Origin of the sequence: Paenibacillus planticolens, from assembly GCF_013141725.1 — a bacterium.
Classification (GTDB): Bacteria; Bacillota; Bacilli; order Paenibacillales; family NBRC-103111; genus Paenibacillus_E; species Paenibacillus_E planticolens.
Genome location: NZ_WHNZ01000012.1, coordinates 281,661 through 297,832 on the forward strand (window position 1 = coordinate 281,661; position 16,172 = coordinate 297,832).

The following is a 16,172-nucleotide window of genomic DNA, read 5'->3' on the forward strand; positions in this document are numbered from 1 at the left end:
CTCCATGTATCTCTAAAATGAAAAATGCCCCATACGGAGCACTAAGTTTTCGTTCGCGACAACCAGTTCATAATGAAGATTGTTGCAATTAATCCTAAAATTGAAACAACCAGTAAATAATGCGGGTAAGAGTGAATCGGCCCTACGTGAAATCGCAATGGTTCCATGAAACTAGGATTCAAACTTGCAACGGCATCTACCATCTTATGGCCGTTCATAGATTCAGAGCCGGTAGATTTCATCGCTTGAGGCGCTTGCAGATCGAACAATGAATTATCTGCAGCAGCTATGGATGATTTCGGCGTCCCGTCATAGACAACAGCAAACAAAAAGCTGAACACAAATAAAGCTAAACAAAAAGCAATGACAGCTGTAAGATTACGGCGAAGCTTGTAAGAGATCGTATACATGCGCTCAGCAACGGGAATACGCCATGATTCGTCCTCATAAATACGACTCATGACCTTGCCTGAAACCATCGGTTCATAATCCGGGAGCTCGTCATCCAAAGCAGCCGTACGAATGAGTATCGTACTTTCCTCCCAGATCTGAAACTCTTCTGCACATTCGGCACATCCCGCAATATGGGCATCTACCGCGGTACGTCTCAGGTCATCATTCGGCAAATCCCAATACACCCCAAATAATTCCTGGATCTCACTACACTTCATCGCTGTTTCATCCCTTCGATTCTTCGAATATCGGTTCACTGAAGTAAGGGTCCAACTGTAACTTGACTGACGCTCTTGCCCGGAATAATAATGACTTCACCGAACTTACAGTTTGGCCTAAAATGTTGGCGATTTCCTGATAATCCATCTGGTCATACTCTCTCAAAATCAAAGCAGACCGTTGTTTCTCTGGCAAACTATTAATCGCCTCTCGAACCATCGATACTTTCTCGTTACGCAACATAGCTTGCTCCGGCATAGCATCAAAGGATGCATGCGGGGTCAAGCCGCTTTGCTCTAACGAAACTTGCACACTCTTATTTTTGCGCAGCTCACTCAAAACCGTATTCCGAGCAATTGTATACAACCAAGTAGAAAAGGAAGCCTCAATTTCACGAAAGGAATGCAAACTGCGGTACGCTTTATAAAACGTTTCATTACACAAATCTTCAGCGATCGCTTCCATTTGTGTGCTTTTGAGCATATGAAAGATGAAGGCAAGGATTTTACGCTCGTAACGACGCATAAGCTCGTTATACAGCTGAACATTTCCATCCTTGATTTCTCTGATCAATTGGGAATCGGTCATTACGTGGCGACCCTCCTAACAGTTCCCCGGGGTACCACTCCAACTGCTCATACATGTTGTACTGCGGTTAGAGTGAAAAGTTGCGTTCATTTATAAAAAAACGTGAATGGATCTTTATGTAAAAAGCATCCCTACTAATGCTTCTCGATTTCTCGTGAAATTCCTGCTCTATTCGACAAATTGTTGAAAAAAATTCATATTTATGACTTGTCTGTTACAAGCGGCAGTCCACCCTAACCATTATATAATATTTTCAGAAAAATATGGTATATCTGAGCAAAAAAAAAACCGCCAAATTGGCGGTTGCACTTATGGTGCGATTATCGGATAGGAGTGGAGAGAAACCATACTGTACTTTTATTATATGTATACGGTTTCATTCTGTCAATGACTATTTTGAAAACGTTTACTACATCTTTAAAAAAATGATGTCTTGAGCCGTTACAGCTTTTGCCTTTTAGATTGATTAATCAAATTGTTGATGGAATAAGGCCGAATATAAGGGCTGCCTGCATTAATCCGCGGAATCTGCATGGGATCCGTCTTTACGGAAGTTAGGCCGGCCTTGGTCGTGAACGCGTACTTAACCCCTGCTTCATTGAGATAGGAAATTGTAAATTCATCATAACTTCCAAAAGGATAAGCGTAAGCGTCGATAGACTTTGCTCCATTGACTTCTCTAAGTTTCGCCATACAGGTTTTGGTATCCGAAATAACTCTTTGCTTGAGATCTTCATCGGTTTCGGTTACGCCGTTCGTCGTCATTTTATTATTCAGCATAGGTTTGCCGTCTTTCATGACATGCAGTTGATCGGAATGAAGTTGAAAATCGATGTTCGAAAATTCTTTTCTCATTTTCCTGATTTGGTCTCTGGACAAGGAGGGCAGCAAGGTTGCCGTCGGGTTATCCAAATCTTTCGTTATAACGAAATTCACCGCTGGAATACGCATCTTTTTGAGAATGGGATATGCATGGGTGTAAAAACTTTCATACCCATCGTCAAAAGTGATCAGAATGGCATTATCCGGAATTCTAGCACCGTCTTTCATAAAACTTTTGAACTGATCCATCGTAATAAAATTGTACCCCTGCCGCTGCAGCGCACCTAACTGACGTTCAAATAATTTCGTTGAGATCGTCACTGAGCCCTGCACTTGATCATCGATATGGTGATACACGAGTACGGCAACTTCCTTGGAATAAATGACATTGTTCGCACTTACAAATGAGGGGAAAAAATTAACAAAAATAATAACAACAATCAATGCACTTTTTAACATCATCCAGATCTTCATTCCGTTCGCCCCACACTTAGAAGTTTGTAATATTAATATGAACGATGTCATTATAGCACGAAGTTTTTTTTTTGAGAATTACTTTCAATAGAATAAAAGAAAAGCTGGTTCCTCTCTCTTTAGAACGTCTAGAAGAGAAGAAACCAGCTTATATTTGGGTACAAACTTAAGTCAAACATGAACCTCATAAGGACCCTTGAGCAGCTCGCCTGCGCGGTCCGCGTCTTCTTGATTACGGAACGATAATCGCAGAATACCGGGAACATCTTCACGGCTCTCAATGATTTGAATATTGCTCAAATTAATTCTCTCATTGCCAAGCAGCGTAGTGATTTGTCCAATAATGCCGGGATGATCGGGAATATCCACATAAATATCAAACAGGGAAGTAATCATGCCTTTCCTACGCTCAGGCAATTGACTTCTGAACTCGCCGGCAATGCGGAATTGCTCAACAATTCCTTCGCCATCGCTGTTCTCCAGCAGCTCGACAAAACGTGAAATTTCCAAATTCCAATCGGTAAGCAGCTTGAGCAGCACCTGGCGGTTGTTCACCAGAATATCCCGCCAAATCATAGGCTCGCTGGAAGCAATGCGTGTGATATCTCTGAAGCCGCCGGCTGCGAGATTCTGATACAGCGGATTCGATTCATTATAGCCTCTGACTTGGTTAACCAGAGCAACCGCAATAATATGCGGCAAATGACTGATCGCGCCGACGATATCGTCATGTTCCCGTGCGCCGACTTTCACGACTTGCGCTTTCGTCATCTTGAGCAGCTCCGTCAAGCGATCAACCTCGGTTTGCGGCGTCCCCTCAGCCGGTGTCAGTACGTAGAAGGCATTCTCAAAAAGATGCGAAGAAGCCGCCTCAACGCCGTGACGTTCGGAGCCTGCCATAGGATGACCTCCGATAAAGTACACGCCTTTCTTTACGATGGTTTCGGCACTTTCCGTAATGGAAGCTTTGGTACTGCCAACATCCGTGATGATGCACCCTGATTTCAGCGGTAGTTTCATCAACTGCTGCACATACTCCTCCAACATCCCCACGGGCACGCATAAAAAGATGTAATCAGCCCCATCTACTGCCTCAGCCATGCTAGTCGTTGCCGCATCAACCACATTCCGTTTGAGCAGCTTCTCCACGGATTTCGGATTCGGCGAGTGGCCGACGACGGTAAAATCCGGTTTTCCTTTGTAGCATAAAGCCAATGAACCGCCAATAAGCCCTACGCCAAATATCGCAATTTTCGTCATAAAATCAACCTTTTAATTATATTAGGCTTGAACAGCAACCTCGGCTAGCACCTGCTGCAGAGCTGCAATGAATTTCTCATTCTGTTCCCTTGAACCGATTGTAACTCGAATGGATGTAGGGAAGCCCAGCATATGTCCGCCGCGGACGATGATTCCTCTGCGCAGCAAGCCATTAAATACGTCTGCGGCCGGACGTCCTACATTCACCATAATGAAGTTTCCATGAGCTGGGAAAGCCTGTAACCCCATCTCATTAAACTGTTCTGTCAAGTAATTCAGACCTGACGTATTTGCTTCGCGGCAGCTGGCAATGAAATCTTGATCCTTAATGGCTGCAAGCGCAGCAGCTTGTGCGAATCTAGTCGTGTTGAACGGCTCACGCACTTGATTGATAGATCTAATAACATCCGGATGCCCGACTCCATAACCGATACGAAGCGAAGCCAGTCCGTAAATTTTGGAGAAAGTACGCAGTGCAATGACATTGCGGTACTGACCGATAATTTCGATACTGTCCGGGAATTGTCCCGTCGTATTGTACTCACAGTAAGCCTCGTCCAGAACGACCAATACATGGGCAGGAACTTTTGCTAAAAATGCTTTAATTTCCGCATCCGTATTCATGGTGCCGGTCGGATTATTCGGATTGCAAATCCAAACGATTTTCGTACGATCCGTGATCGCAGCCAGCATGCCGTCCAAATCGTGCGTGCCATCTTTCAATGGGACCTCTATAGACACAGCTCCCTCAATCTCGCAATTGTGCTTATATTGCGGGAAGGTGTGAGTTGCCATCACCGTTTCATCACCCTGTACAAGGAAAGCGCGTGCCAGCATGAGAATTACCTCATCGGATCCTGCGCCGAAAATTAACTGGTTAGTCGCCACTCCGAGGTACTCGGCTACCGCTTCTGTCAGCTGAACAGCTCCGCCATCCGGATATAAGCTGATGTTCGCAATTTCCGCTTCGATCGCCGCTTTCACTTTAGGCGAAGAGCCGAATGGATTTTCATTCGATGCGAGCTTTATCACTTCTGTTAATCCTAGTTCTCTTTTCACTTCTTCAATAGGTTTACCCGGTTGATAGACCGGCAAATGTACAATGGTTTGTTTCGGTTTCATTGGTAGCCACCTCATCAATTAGTTGTCCGAACCTTGTAATTGTCCCACATACATAAAGGGTTTGTAAAATACGGCTCCTTCTACGAAGCAGGAATAGGGTCTTATTCACTTATTTGAGACAGATGTCTCGATGTTCAATACCTAATAGTGTACTGCTTTAACGCTTAACAGTAAATAGGTAATTTCAAAAAATCCCCCCAGACATGGTGTCTGGAGGGATTTCATTATTTGCCTTTTAACTGGCCGACAAAGCCGCCAATTTGCTGAAGTCCTTGCGGATGAGCGGCATCTTCTTTGAAATGATGCAGCGCACCTTCTATCGTACGGACAATGGCGCTCCCTACTACGACACCGTCGCAAAGCTTCTCAAACCGCTCGACCTGCTCCCGGTTGGAAATCCCGAAGCCAACAACGATCGGCACCTTTGCAGCTTCCCGCACGGTTGAAAGGAAGTCTTCGATTCCCCCGAAAAACTCAGCGCGTTCGCCGGTTACGCCCAGAGATGACACACAGTATACGAATCCGCGTGCTCCTGCCGCAATCCGTTTAACGCGCTCATTCGATGTCGGCGCTACTAATGGAATCAAGTGAACCCCATAAGACTCGGCGATCGCTCTCGTTTCACTGTCTTCTTCCAGCGGCAAATCAGGAATGATAATACCGCTGATTTCATTTTCCTGCATCGTCTTGAAGATACGTTCCAGACCGATTTGCAGGACAGGATTATAATAGGTGAATAAGATGAACGGCAGCTTTGAACCCCGGCTTCTTGCTTGGCGTGCCACATCGATCACATCGAAAATCGTTATTTTGCTCAGCAGCGCACGTTCGGAGGAGCGTTGGATAACTGGACCGTCGGCCAACGGGTCTGAGTAAGGAACGCCCAGCTCGATCAAATCGGCGCCGGCCCGCTCCATTTCCAGAATAAGCTCCAGAGACGCCTCCAACGACGGATCGCCGATGGTCAGGAAAGGGATCATCGCCGTTTCCCCTCGCTCTTTGAGCTCAGCAAATCGCTTATCAATCAGGTTCATGACTTATTCCCTCCCTGTGCCAAGATAGCTCATAATGGATTCCACGTCTTTATCGCCGCGTCCGGACAGACTGACGACAATAATTTGATCTTTGGACATCGTAGGAGCCAACTTAACCGTTTGTGCAATCGCATGAGCGCTTTCCAAGGCTGGAATGATGCCTTCCGTGCGGCTCAGTAATTGAAGAGCATCCAGCGCCTCTTGGTCAGTAATCGGATAATACGTTGCGCGCTCAATATCTTTGAGATAAGAGTGCTCAGGACCGATACCCGGGTAATCTAAACCGGCGGAAATGGAGTGAGCCGGAAGCACTTGCCCGTAATCATCCTGCAGCAGGTAGCTCAGCGAGCCTTGGAATACGCCGGGTGAACCTTTGGTCATCGTCGCAGCATGCTCTTCTGTATGAATGCCGCGTCCAGCCGCTTCCACGCCAATAAGCTTAACCGTTTCATCCTGAACAAACGGGTAGAAGATCCCCATGGCGTTGCTTCCTCCGCCAACGCAGGCGACAACGGCGTCCGGCAATCTGCCTTCGGTTTCCAGAATCTGCTCGCGCGACTCATCGCCGATGATGCGCTGAAAGTCACGCACCATCATAGGGTAAGGATGCGGCCCTGTAACAGATCCAAGAATGTAGTACGTATCCTGGACGTTGCTGACCCAATAGCGCAGCGTTTCATTACACGCGTCCTTCAGCGTACGAGTACCTGAAGTTACGGGAATAACTTCCGAACCAAGCAATTTCATGCGGAATACGTTCAATTGCTGTCTCTTCGTATCTTCTTCTCCCATGAAAACTTTGCATTCAAAACCCATTAAAGCAGCAACCGTTGCCGACGCCACACCGTGCTGTCCTGCGCCAGTCTCCGCAATAATTTTCTTTTTCCCCATCTTTTTCGCAAGAACCGCTTGTCCGATGGTGTTGTTAATTTTGTGAGCGCCCGTATGGTTCAGGTCTTCGCGCTTCAAGTAAATTTTGGCTCCGCCCAGCTGTTCAGATAGACGTTCAGCATAATAGAGCGGCGTGGGTCTGCCTGAATATTGCTTTTGCAAATAACGAACTTCGGCAATAAACTCAGGGTCATCCTTATATCGGTTATAAGCTTCTTCCAGCTCAGTCAATGCATTCATCAGTGTTTCTGGTACGTAACGGCCGCCGAACTTGCCGAATCTGCCGTGCTCATCTGGTACTTGCGTCACTTTCCGGTCACCCTCTCCACAAATTCGGTAATTTTCGCAATATCTTTCACGCCATCCGTCTCTACGCCGCTGGAAACATCTACGCCGTCCGGACGGTAAGCTTCTACGAGTTGATTCACATTATCAGGCTGCAGTCCGCCTGCTACAAGCAGCTTCACGCCTGCTAAGCGAGCCCATTCCTGATAAACGGGAATGCAGTCCCAAGCAAAGGTTTTGCCAGAGCCTCCACCATATACAGGGTCAAAAGTATCCAGCAAAACAGCGTCAACCGATCCGCTATACGGATCTAGCTGCGCAGCTACTTCCGATAAGGAAGGAACTTTATTCTCCGTTTTTGAAATGGAAACCGATTTAAATACTTGAACCCCAAAATGTTCACGCACCCAACTGCAAAATTCAGGAGTCTCCTGGCTGTGCAATTGGACAACATCCAAAGGAGCAGCAGCCAAAATTTCGGTAAGCTGCTCTTTGCTCGGATTGACGAATACCCCTACCGTAAGCGGTATGGATATGCCCCTTGACGCTTCTGTTTTCAAGTACGAAATCAGTTCGCCTGCCTTATCCGGCGTGACTTGGCGCTTGCTTGGGGCAAACACAAATCCGATATGATCGATCGGCAAATTTATGATTGATTTTAGCACTTCAACGCTTTGAAGTCCACAAATTTTTACTGTTGGAAATGTGCCTACAGCCATTCTTCTCGCCTCTTTCTACGCCATATGATTCGTTGCTTTCACTCTGGGTCCCATCAGATCATGAACCGCTTGCTCAACAACGGGCTGACGCATGAAATGTTCGCCGATCAGCACGGCTTGGGAGCCAATTTGCTCGAGATAAGCCATGTCTTGGACAGAGGAAATCCCGCTCTCGCTGACGATTGTTTTCCCTTCCGGGATGAATTGAATCAGCTCTTCCGTCGTTTTCAAATCGGTGACGAACGTTTTTAAATTCCGATTATTGATGCCAATCAACCGGGTTTCCAATTCAAGCGCACGCTCCAGCTCTTCACGGTCATGAACCTCGACAAGCGCATCCAAACCGAGGTCGCTAGCAAGCGACAAATACTGTTTCATTTGATCCGTTGTCAAAATGGCCGCGATGAGCAGGATCGCATCCGCACCAATCAAGCGGGCTTCGTAAATTTGCTTCGGATCGATCGTGAAATCTTTCCGCAGCAATGGGACACGGACAGCTTGCCGGACAGCTTGAAGGTAGTCGTTGCTGCCTTGGAAATACTGCACATCCGTAAGAACCGAGATGCAATCTGCGCCTGCACGCTCATAGGACTCCGCCAGCCGTACCGGATCAAAATCCTCGCGAATCAAACCCTTGGAGGGGGATGCCTTTTTAACTTCGGCGATCAAACCCATCGTGCGATTTTTACGCAGCGTCAACGCCTGTTCAAATCCCAGGCAAGGAGGGAGCTGTGAAATAGCTCTCTCCGCTTCTGCGATGGAAAAGGAGCTCATTTCTTCAACTTCAGCTCGCTTGGTGGCAACAATTTTATCAAGAAACATGGCATAGTTCTCCTGTATATTGGATTAATTCGTTCAATTTTTGTTCTGCACGGCCCGAATCGATCACATCGGCCGCAAACTTAACGCCCTGTTGAAGACTTCCGACTTGACCTGTCACGTAGAAACACGCGGCTGCATTCGCCAGCACAATGTCGCGATGTGGGCCTTTCTCGCCGGCAAAAATATGACGGATAATCTCTGCATTCAAGAGTGCATCACCGCCGCCTACATCCTTAATGCTGTGCGCGCGCAAGCCGAGATCATCTGGCGTGATAACGTAAGTGCCGATCTGGTCCGCTTTCAGCTCCGTCACTTTGGTTGGCGCCGAAATGCTGAATTCATCTAAACCATCATCGCTGGCGACAACCAAAGCGCGTTTCAGCCCTAAAGCCTGCAACGCTTGAGCGAGCAGTTCCGTTTTCGTTCGATCGAATACGCCAAGCACTTGACGATCCGCTCCTGCAGGATTGGTAAGCGGCCCCAGCAGATTGAATACCGTGCGGAACCCGAGCTCCCGGCGCGGAGCAGCCACATGTTTCATGGATTGATGGTACGCTTGCGCAAACATAAAGCAAATGCCCGTTTTGTCCAAACATTTCGCCGCCTGTTCCCCGCTTAGCGTAATTTTCACGCCAAGAGCTTCCAGAACGTCAGCGCTGCCGCTTTTGCTGGACATGGCTCTGTTGCCATGCTTGGCTACGCGTATCCCGCCAGCAGCCGCTACAATGGCCGCCGTCGTAGAGATGTTGAACGTCTCTGCTCCGTCGCCGCCGGTGCCGCAAGTATCCAACAGGTCATGCTGCTGCACCTCTACTTGAATCGCCTTGCTCCGCATCGTTTCCGCAAATCCTGTAATTTCTTCCAGCGTTTCGCCTTTTATGCGAAGCGCCGTCAGAAGACTGCCGATTTGCGCAGGAGACGCAGCCCCCTCCATAATGTCCGACATCACGCCGCGCGCTTCCTCGCGGGACAGATGGCTGCCGCTAATCACCTTGCCGAGCGCTTGCTGTATATGATTAAGTCCACTCATGACGCTAATCCTCCTCTACATCTTTCCCTTAAGAGTTAACAAAGTAATCTTTGTTAATATCGCTTACCGGTCTAGGCTCAGGGCTGAACATCGCTTCAGCCATACGAATCGATTTGAGCAAAGCGGTCGCTTTGTTCACCGTCTCCTGGTACTCACTTTCCGGCACAGAGTCCCAAACAATTCCGGCGCCTGCTTGCACATAGGCTTTGCCATGCTTGAAAACAATGGTGCGGATCGTGATACATGTGTCCAAATTACCCGAGAATCCTAGATAGCCAATGGCTCCCGCATACGTACCGCGCGCCTCTGGCTCCAGCTCAGCAATAATCTCCATCGCTCGCAGTTTCGGTGCTCCAGACACCGTCCCTGCAGGCATGCAGGAAAGAAACGCATCGAAGAAATCTTTGTCCTTCGCAATTTTTCCAGAAACGTTGGAAACAATATGCATAACGTGCGAATAGCGTTCAACATCCATGAAGGTATCACACTTCACCGTTCCGAATTCCGATACACGGCCGATATCGTTACGGCCTAAATCGACCAGCATCAAATGTTCAGCGCGTTCTTTCTCATCGGCAAGCAGTTCTTTTTCAAGCGCCAAGTCCTCTTCAGGCGTTTTGCCGCGAGGTCTTGTTCCGGCGATCGGACGCGTCTCTACTTTCTCCTCTTCGACCCGGACAAGTAATTCCGGCGATGTTCCGACAACGACCTCATCATCCATTTTGAGGACATACATGTAAGGAGATGGGTTCATTGTGCGAAGCACCCGATACACTTGGAGTGGCGAAACAGCCGTTTCCATTTCAAAGCGTTGTGACAGCACGACCTGGAAAATATCGCCGGCACGAATGTATTCCTTCGCTTTGTTGACGTTGGCAATAAACTTATCCTTCGTGATATTGGAGCGAATCTCACCGAGTTCCGGCTCCGAAACAATCGGATTGTGCGTCATCGTTTCCGTTCCGAGCGGACGCTTGATCTTCTCAATCGTCGCGTCGATTTTTTGGCATGTGGCATGATAGGCCTTCACAATATCCGCATCCGTAGCAAAAGGCGGCACATGCACGTTGGCAATTACTTTGATCTGCTGTTTAAAATGATCGAAAACGACGACTTGATCACAAAACATGAATTGAATGTCATTCATTTGCAAGTCATCAATTTGATGAGCAGGCAGCTTCTCATAGTATTGCAGAAGATCGTATCCAAAGAATCCGACAGCACCGCCAGTGAATCGCGGCAAGTCCGCAAGCTGAGGGCTGGAGTAGGATCTTAAGTAAGCCTTCAACACATCGATCGGTTTCTCGTCAGAAACTTTCGTCTCGTTTTGTGTTTCAACGACCGTCTTCCCATGCTTAGCCTTAATCATCAGGAACGGATCGCTTCCAATGAAGGAATATCGGGCCCATTTCACGCCGCCCTCCACACTTTCTAACAGGAACGCACGCTTTTCTTGGTACAAGTGCTGAAACACTCGAATCGGGGTTTCCGTATCTGCTAATAGATGGCGCACCACAGGAATGAGGTTATTATTTTTGGCCAGTCGAATCACTTCTTGAATTTCAGGTGTATACATGGTAACATCCCCTCTCAGCTTGAGAGCCTACCGTCGTTTGCCGAGGTTGCTCCAAACTCTAATTGAATAACAAAAAACCTCTACCGAAGTAGAGGCTGGCTTTTAGTTAAATGTAGAAGATTAAGAAGAGTATGCAAAAAGAAACTTGGGTATGTATGAGAAAACAGACGTCTCCGAATGAGTCGTGTCCATCTCCATACGATCCTTTGTTCTCTTTCTCATCTCATCTGGGCTCTGCTCTACTCAACTAAACTCTGCTCTACTTACCTAAACTCATCTAACTCCACTATACTACCGTGCAGCTTCATTTGTCAATTTAACAATATCAGGACGAAGCGCTTTAGCTTCCTTCAAATAAATATGGTTGATTTCCGCTTGGCTCTTCACTGTGTTGACTTGAACCATGAGACGGATACATTTGGGCAATGAGTTTTCAACCGGAACTTCCAACGAACACATCAACGGAACCAATTCCCAGCCAACCATCGTGCGAATGGCCCGTGCCGGAAATGTCGCCGTAATGTCTTCTGTCACTGTAATAAATACCGAACAAATATCTTCCGGGCGAAAATCATTCGCCTCTACGATGGCACGAAGCAGTTCTCCAGTCGCGGATAAAATTTCTTCCGCTTCATTATGTTCAACCGTCGTCGCACCACGAATTCCCCTACAGAACATCGGTTAACTCTCCCCTTTTAGAAGCTCGACAATTTGTCTGACTTGCTCGACGGTAACATCCTTACGAATTTCAACTTTGCCAATTTCCGTAGGAATGATATAGACCATCGTACCTTCTTTAAATTTCTTATCGTGCATCATCGCGCTCATGATGCTATCCGTGTCCAAATGAGACGGAATGGCGACCGGCAATCCGTATTTCAGGAATAAGCCTTTGGTGACTTGATGGATCTCCTCGGCATATCCGAACTGCTGGGCAAGCTTAGCCGCGCCAACCATCCCAATGGAAATCGCTTCGCCATGCAGCAGCTCACCGTAACCGGCAACAGCTTCCAAGGCGTGACCGATGGTGTGGCCCAAATTTAGAATCGCGCGCAAATCGTTCTCGCGTTCATCTTGGGACACGACGATCGACTTTACTTTACAACCTATGTAAAGCGCGTAACTAAGCGCTTCAGGATCAAGAGACAACAGCTTCTCTGCGTTGTCGTCGCACCACTGTGTGAAAGCCGCGTCCCAGATCAAGCCGTGCTTGATCACTTCGGAGAGGCCCGCTTTCACCTGGCGCGGCGGCAAGGTCAAGAGCAAGTCGATGTCGAAGAGAACGAGCTCGGGCTGGTGGAACGCCCCGATGATGTTCTTCGCCATCGGATGGTTAACGGCTACCTTGCCGCCGACAGAACTGTCGTGGGCAAGTATCGTCGTCGGGATCTGCACGAAGCGGATCCCGCGCATGAAGCTCGCCGCAGCGAAGCCGGCGAGGTCGCCGACCACGCCTCCGCCTAGGGCCACGATCGCAGAGCTGCGATCAAGGCCCGCCCGGAGGGCGTCGGTCACGATTCCCTCGAGCTGCGCGAGGGATTTGGATGTTTCGCCTGCGGGAACGACGCAGGCCGTTGCGGCGAAGCCGCCTTCTTGGAGCAGCGTCATGACGCGCTCCAGGTGCAGCGGAGCCACTTCGCTGTCGGTGACGACGAGCATCGGCGACTTGCGGCTGAGCTTCGCGCGGTCGAACAAAGACGCGATATTGTTCAGAATGCCTTGACCGATATAAATAGGATAAGACCGTTCTCCAAGCTCTACCGTGAGCTCTCTCATATTAGTAGCTCTCCACTTGTTTCAAAAAGTTGTTTAAGTTCGCACGAATCTCCTCGATGGAGTCACCGCCGAATTTATCCAAGAACGCATTCGCAACTTCCCATGCAATCACGTTCTCCATAATGACGCCAGCAGCCGGGACTGCACAAGTGTCTGAACGCTCAACCTGCGCTGTGAACACTTCTTTCGTGTCAATGTCAACGCTTTGCAGCGGCTTGTAAAGCGTAGAGATCGGCTTCATCACGCCGCGAACAACGATTTGCTCGCCTGTCGTCATTCCGCCTTCAAATCCGCCTGCGCGATTCGTTCTGCGTCTAAAGCCGGTTTCCTCTGTATATAAAATTTCATCATGCACATTCGATCCTCTACGCTCAGCAGCTTCGAAGCCAATGCCGAATTCCACGCCTTTGAACGCTTGAATGGAAAGAACCGCTTGCGCAATTTTACCATCCAATTTGCGGTCCCATTGCACGTGGCTGCCAAGTCCTACCGGCACGCCTTCAATGATGACTTCAACGATTCCGCCAAGTGTGTCGCCATCTTCTTTGGCTGCGTCGATAGCCGCGATCATTTTGGCTTCCGCGTCTTTATCCACTACACGCACCGGTGACTCCTCCGTTAAGCGAATGAGCTCATCGATCGGCAGCTCTTGACGCTGTGCTTCCACATCCCCGATACGGATCACTTGCCCGGCAACCTTGATCCCGAACTCCGCCAGCAACTGGCGTGCAACCGCCCCTGTCGCTACGCGCATGGTCGTTTCGCGGGCGCTTGAACGCTCCAAAATGTTGCGCAGATCTTTCTGATTATATTTGAGACCGCCATTCAAATCAGCATGTCCGGGGCGAGGACGGTTCACGCGGCGTTTGCCTTCGCTATCCTCTTCGACCGGCTCAATGCCCATTACGGAAGTCCAATGCTTCCAGTCATTGTTGACAACGACAAGCGCGATCGGAGCGCCTGTTGTTTTGCCATGGCGCACACCGCCTGCAATCGTTGCCGTATCTTTTTCAATCTGCATCCGACGACCGCGGCCATACCCCTTCTGACGTCTATGTAATTGAAAATTCAAATCCTCAAAGTTCAGGGTTACATTACTTGGAAACCCTTCAATAATCGCAGTGAGCTGCGGTCCATGTGTTTCTCCTGCCGTTAAATATCTCACAATCCGTTACCCCCTATAATTTGGTGAATCATTAGCCTATAAGTTCTGGCAAGCTGAACGTATTCCAATAGCAGCTTGCAGTTGCTTCCAAACGCTTTAGCGCTTTGACGCGCGATTATCTTTAAGTCATTATAGTATAGGTACTCTTGTTTGGCAACAGCACAAACGCAAAAACACGCTTTGCCTCTAAGGGATTTTCCCTTAACCGCAAGCGTGTTGGCATCTGCTCAGGAGCATAGGTTACCCGTGCATAGGCTGCTTCTGGACAACTCTCGGAAGTTCTGCCATTTGTGGGTCATTCATCAAGCCCATAATTTGCGACGAATCTACTCCCAAAATTTGCGCACATTCTTGAATGGAGATCATTCCCCTGCGATAAGCGGTAATCACTTTGCGTTTGTCCATAAGAGCCCCCTAAGAGTTTGCTTCAGTTTATTTCTAGATCTAATTAACGTCACTGAGTTATGCTACATCTTAGTATTGGAAAATATGGGATTTCTTATACACCTTTTTTGCGATAAAAGAAAGTATCCGCCGGTTCCAAGTCATATTGCCCTGGGGAGAAAATCTGCTCTGTCGAGCCCACGAACAACAAGCCACCCGGTTTCAACGCTCTTGAAAATTTTTGATACAGCACATGCTTCGCTTCTTCCGTGAAATAGATGATCACATTGCGGCATACAATCAGATCAAATCCGGTATCAAACGAATCGACTAGCAGGTTCTGCTTTTGAAATTTAACTTGCTTCTTCAGCTCATCCGAAACATGATACATCAATTGTTCTTGACGAAAATATTTCTTCACATACTTCTCAGGAACGTCTCTCAGCGAACGATCGAGATAGACCCCTTTACGCGCCTTGTCAAGTGCGCCTTCATCGATATCCGTCGCAAGCAGATGGACATCGTTCAAAGCTCCTTGCTCCGCCAGAATCATCGCTAACGTATATGGCTCCTCGCCGGTTGAACAGGCTGCGCTCCAAACCTTCAACCTGCGATTCTTTTTGAGCATCTCGGGAACAAACCTCGACTCCACAAGCTCCCACCGATTCGGGTTGCGCCAAAACTCGGATACATTGATCGTCATCCGATCCAGAAATTCATAAAAGAGTTCTTTATTTTTCATCATGGCATCAAAAAAAGAGACGAACGTTTGATAGCCACGTTTCATTCGCAATGTTGTCAGACGTCTTTTCATTTGCGCTTCTTTATAAAGAGCAAGATCAATGGACGTATGTTCTTTTACTTTTTTAATAAAAAACAAAAAATCCTGATCTTCTTCCATGCTGCCCACCCGCCTTGGTTATTGTCTAAGTACCATACATTCTTGCAAACCTTGCCAAATTCCTTCAAAACCCGACAAAAAAAAAGAAACCTGCATCCAAAAAGATGACAGGTTCTTAGGTTTTCATAGCTAGATCCACTGTTGAATGACTTTCGTATAGTCAAGGATCTCGTCCTTTTTGAAGAAATTGCCGATTTCGCGTTCAGCGCTTTCCGGTGAATCGGAGCCATGGATAAGATTTAAATTCGTATGTACGGCATAGTCGCCACGGATCGTACCCGGCGCTGCTTCCAGTGAATTCGTTTTGCCAATCAACGTGCGAGATAAAGGAATCACTTGATCCCCCTGCCACACCATTGCGAAAACGGGTCCGGACGTAATAAAATTAACGAGTCTGTCGTAAAAATCTTTTCCTTTATGCTCGGCATAATGAAACTCGGCTTGCTCTCTCGATACCATCGTCAGTTTACTGCCGATTAATTGAAAGCCTTTCTGTTCGAAGCGCTTTACAATCTCACCGATCAATCCACGCTGCACGCCGTCCGGCTTCACCATCAAAAATGTTTTTTCCATATAACGACTTCCTCCTTAGAGTTTTCTTTGGAAAACTTACATCGTAAGCATCTGCTGTGTTTTCTTTAGAAAACTTGC

General features: G+C 47.8%; 17 protein-coding genes. All 17 read right to left on the reverse strand.

Features of this window, described 5'->3' with window-relative positions:
* Nucleotides 1-41: 41 nt before the first annotated feature.
* The gene (locus GC097_RS04115; RefSeq protein ID WP_171682067.1) at nt 42-671 is read right to left on the reverse strand and encodes an anti-sigma factor family protein; all 630 of its coding nucleotides are present in this window, start codon (nt 669-671) and stop codon (nt 42-44) included.
* Between the two features lie 7 nt (nt 672-678).
* Nucleotides 679-1,260, reverse strand: a complete 582-nt coding sequence (locus GC097_RS04120; RefSeq protein ID WP_171682068.1) for an RNA polymerase sigma factor — start codon at nt 1,258-1,260, stop codon at nt 679-681.
* A 441-nt stretch (nt 1,261-1,701) separates the two neighbouring features.
* Nucleotides 1,702-2,556: a polysaccharide deacetylase family protein gene (locus GC097_RS04125; RefSeq protein ID WP_171682069.1), complete on the reverse strand. Its 855-nt coding sequence runs from the start codon at nt 2,554-2,556 to the stop codon at nt 1,702-1,704.
* Between the two features lie 171 nt (nt 2,557-2,727).
* Nucleotides 2,728-3,816 (reverse strand): prephenate dehydrogenase, encoded by a 1,089-nt coding sequence (locus GC097_RS04130; protein WP_171682070.1) that lies wholly within the window; start codon nt 3,814-3,816, stop codon nt 2,728-2,730.
* A 21-nt stretch (nt 3,817-3,837) separates the two neighbouring features.
* Entirely contained in the window at nt 3,838-4,938 is a 1,101-nt protein-coding gene (gene hisC, locus GC097_RS04135; RefSeq protein WP_171682071.1) for a histidinol-phosphate transaminase, read from the reverse strand.
* A 224-nt stretch (nt 4,939-5,162) separates the two neighbouring features.
* Complete coding sequence (gene trpA, locus GC097_RS04140; RefSeq protein ID WP_171682072.1) at nt 5,163-5,972, reverse strand: tryptophan synthase subunit alpha; 810 nt, start codon at nt 5,970-5,972, stop codon at nt 5,163-5,165.
* Between the two features lie 3 nt (nt 5,973-5,975).
* The gene (gene trpB / locus GC097_RS04145; RefSeq protein ID WP_171682073.1) at nt 5,976-7,172 is read right to left on the reverse strand and encodes a tryptophan synthase subunit beta; all 1,197 of its coding nucleotides are present in this window, start codon (nt 7,170-7,172) and stop codon (nt 5,976-5,978) included.
* Nucleotides 7,169-7,867, reverse strand: a complete 699-nt coding sequence (locus tag GC097_RS04150; protein ID WP_171682074.1) for a phosphoribosylanthranilate isomerase — start codon at nt 7,865-7,867, stop codon at nt 7,169-7,171. Before GC097_RS04150 ends, trpB begins: the two co-directional genes overlap by 4 nt.
* Before the next feature lie 15 nt (nt 7,868-7,882).
* Nucleotides 7,883-8,689 carry an indole-3-glycerol phosphate synthase TrpC gene (gene trpC, locus GC097_RS04155; RefSeq protein WP_171682075.1) on the reverse strand — a complete coding sequence of 269 codons (807 nt, stop codon included), beginning with the start codon at nt 8,687-8,689 and terminating at the stop codon, nt 7,883-7,885.
* Entirely contained in the window at nt 8,679-9,719 is a 1,041-nt protein-coding gene (gene trpD / locus GC097_RS04160) for an anthranilate phosphoribosyltransferase (protein ID WP_171682076.1), read from the reverse strand. The genes trpC and trpD overlap by 11 nt, the downstream gene beginning before the upstream one ends.
* 28 nt (nt 9,720-9,747) lie before the next feature.
* On the reverse strand, nt 9,748-11,295 hold the full coding sequence (trpE, locus tag GC097_RS04165) for an anthranilate synthase component I (protein WP_171682077.1): 1,548 nt from the start codon (nt 11,293-11,295) through the stop codon (nt 9,748-9,750).
* A gap of 291 nt (nt 11,296-11,586) precedes the next feature.
* The gene (aroH, locus tag GC097_RS04170) at nt 11,587-11,973 is read right to left on the reverse strand and encodes a chorismate mutase (protein ID WP_171682078.1); all 387 of its coding nucleotides are present in this window, start codon (nt 11,971-11,973) and stop codon (nt 11,587-11,589) included.
* Between the two features lie 3 nt (nt 11,974-11,976).
* The gene (aroB, locus tag GC097_RS04175; protein WP_171682079.1) at nt 11,977-13,071 is read right to left on the reverse strand and encodes a 3-dehydroquinate synthase; all 1,095 of its coding nucleotides are present in this window, start codon (nt 13,069-13,071) and stop codon (nt 11,977-11,979) included.
* A gap of 1 nt (nt 13,072) precedes the next feature.
* A complete protein-coding gene (gene aroC / locus GC097_RS04180; protein ID WP_171682080.1) occupies nt 13,073-14,236 on the reverse strand; it encodes a chorismate synthase in 1,164 nt (387 codons plus the stop codon).
* Nucleotides 14,237-14,476: 240 nt separating this feature from the next.
* Nucleotides 14,477-14,641, reverse strand: coding sequence for a hypothetical protein (locus GC097_RS04185; protein ID WP_167053794.1), 165 nt, complete (start codon nt 14,639-14,641; stop codon nt 14,477-14,479).
* Between the two features lie 94 nt (nt 14,642-14,735).
* Nucleotides 14,736-15,521 (reverse strand): CheR family methyltransferase, encoded by a 786-nt coding sequence (locus tag GC097_RS04190; protein WP_171682081.1) that lies wholly within the window; start codon nt 15,519-15,521, stop codon nt 14,736-14,738.
* A gap of 129 nt (nt 15,522-15,650) precedes the next feature.
* The gene (gene ndk / locus GC097_RS04195) at nt 15,651-16,094 is read right to left on the reverse strand and encodes a nucleoside-diphosphate kinase (RefSeq protein WP_171682082.1); all 444 of its coding nucleotides are present in this window, start codon (nt 16,092-16,094) and stop codon (nt 15,651-15,653) included.
* Nucleotides 16,095-16,172 lie beyond the last annotated feature (78 nt).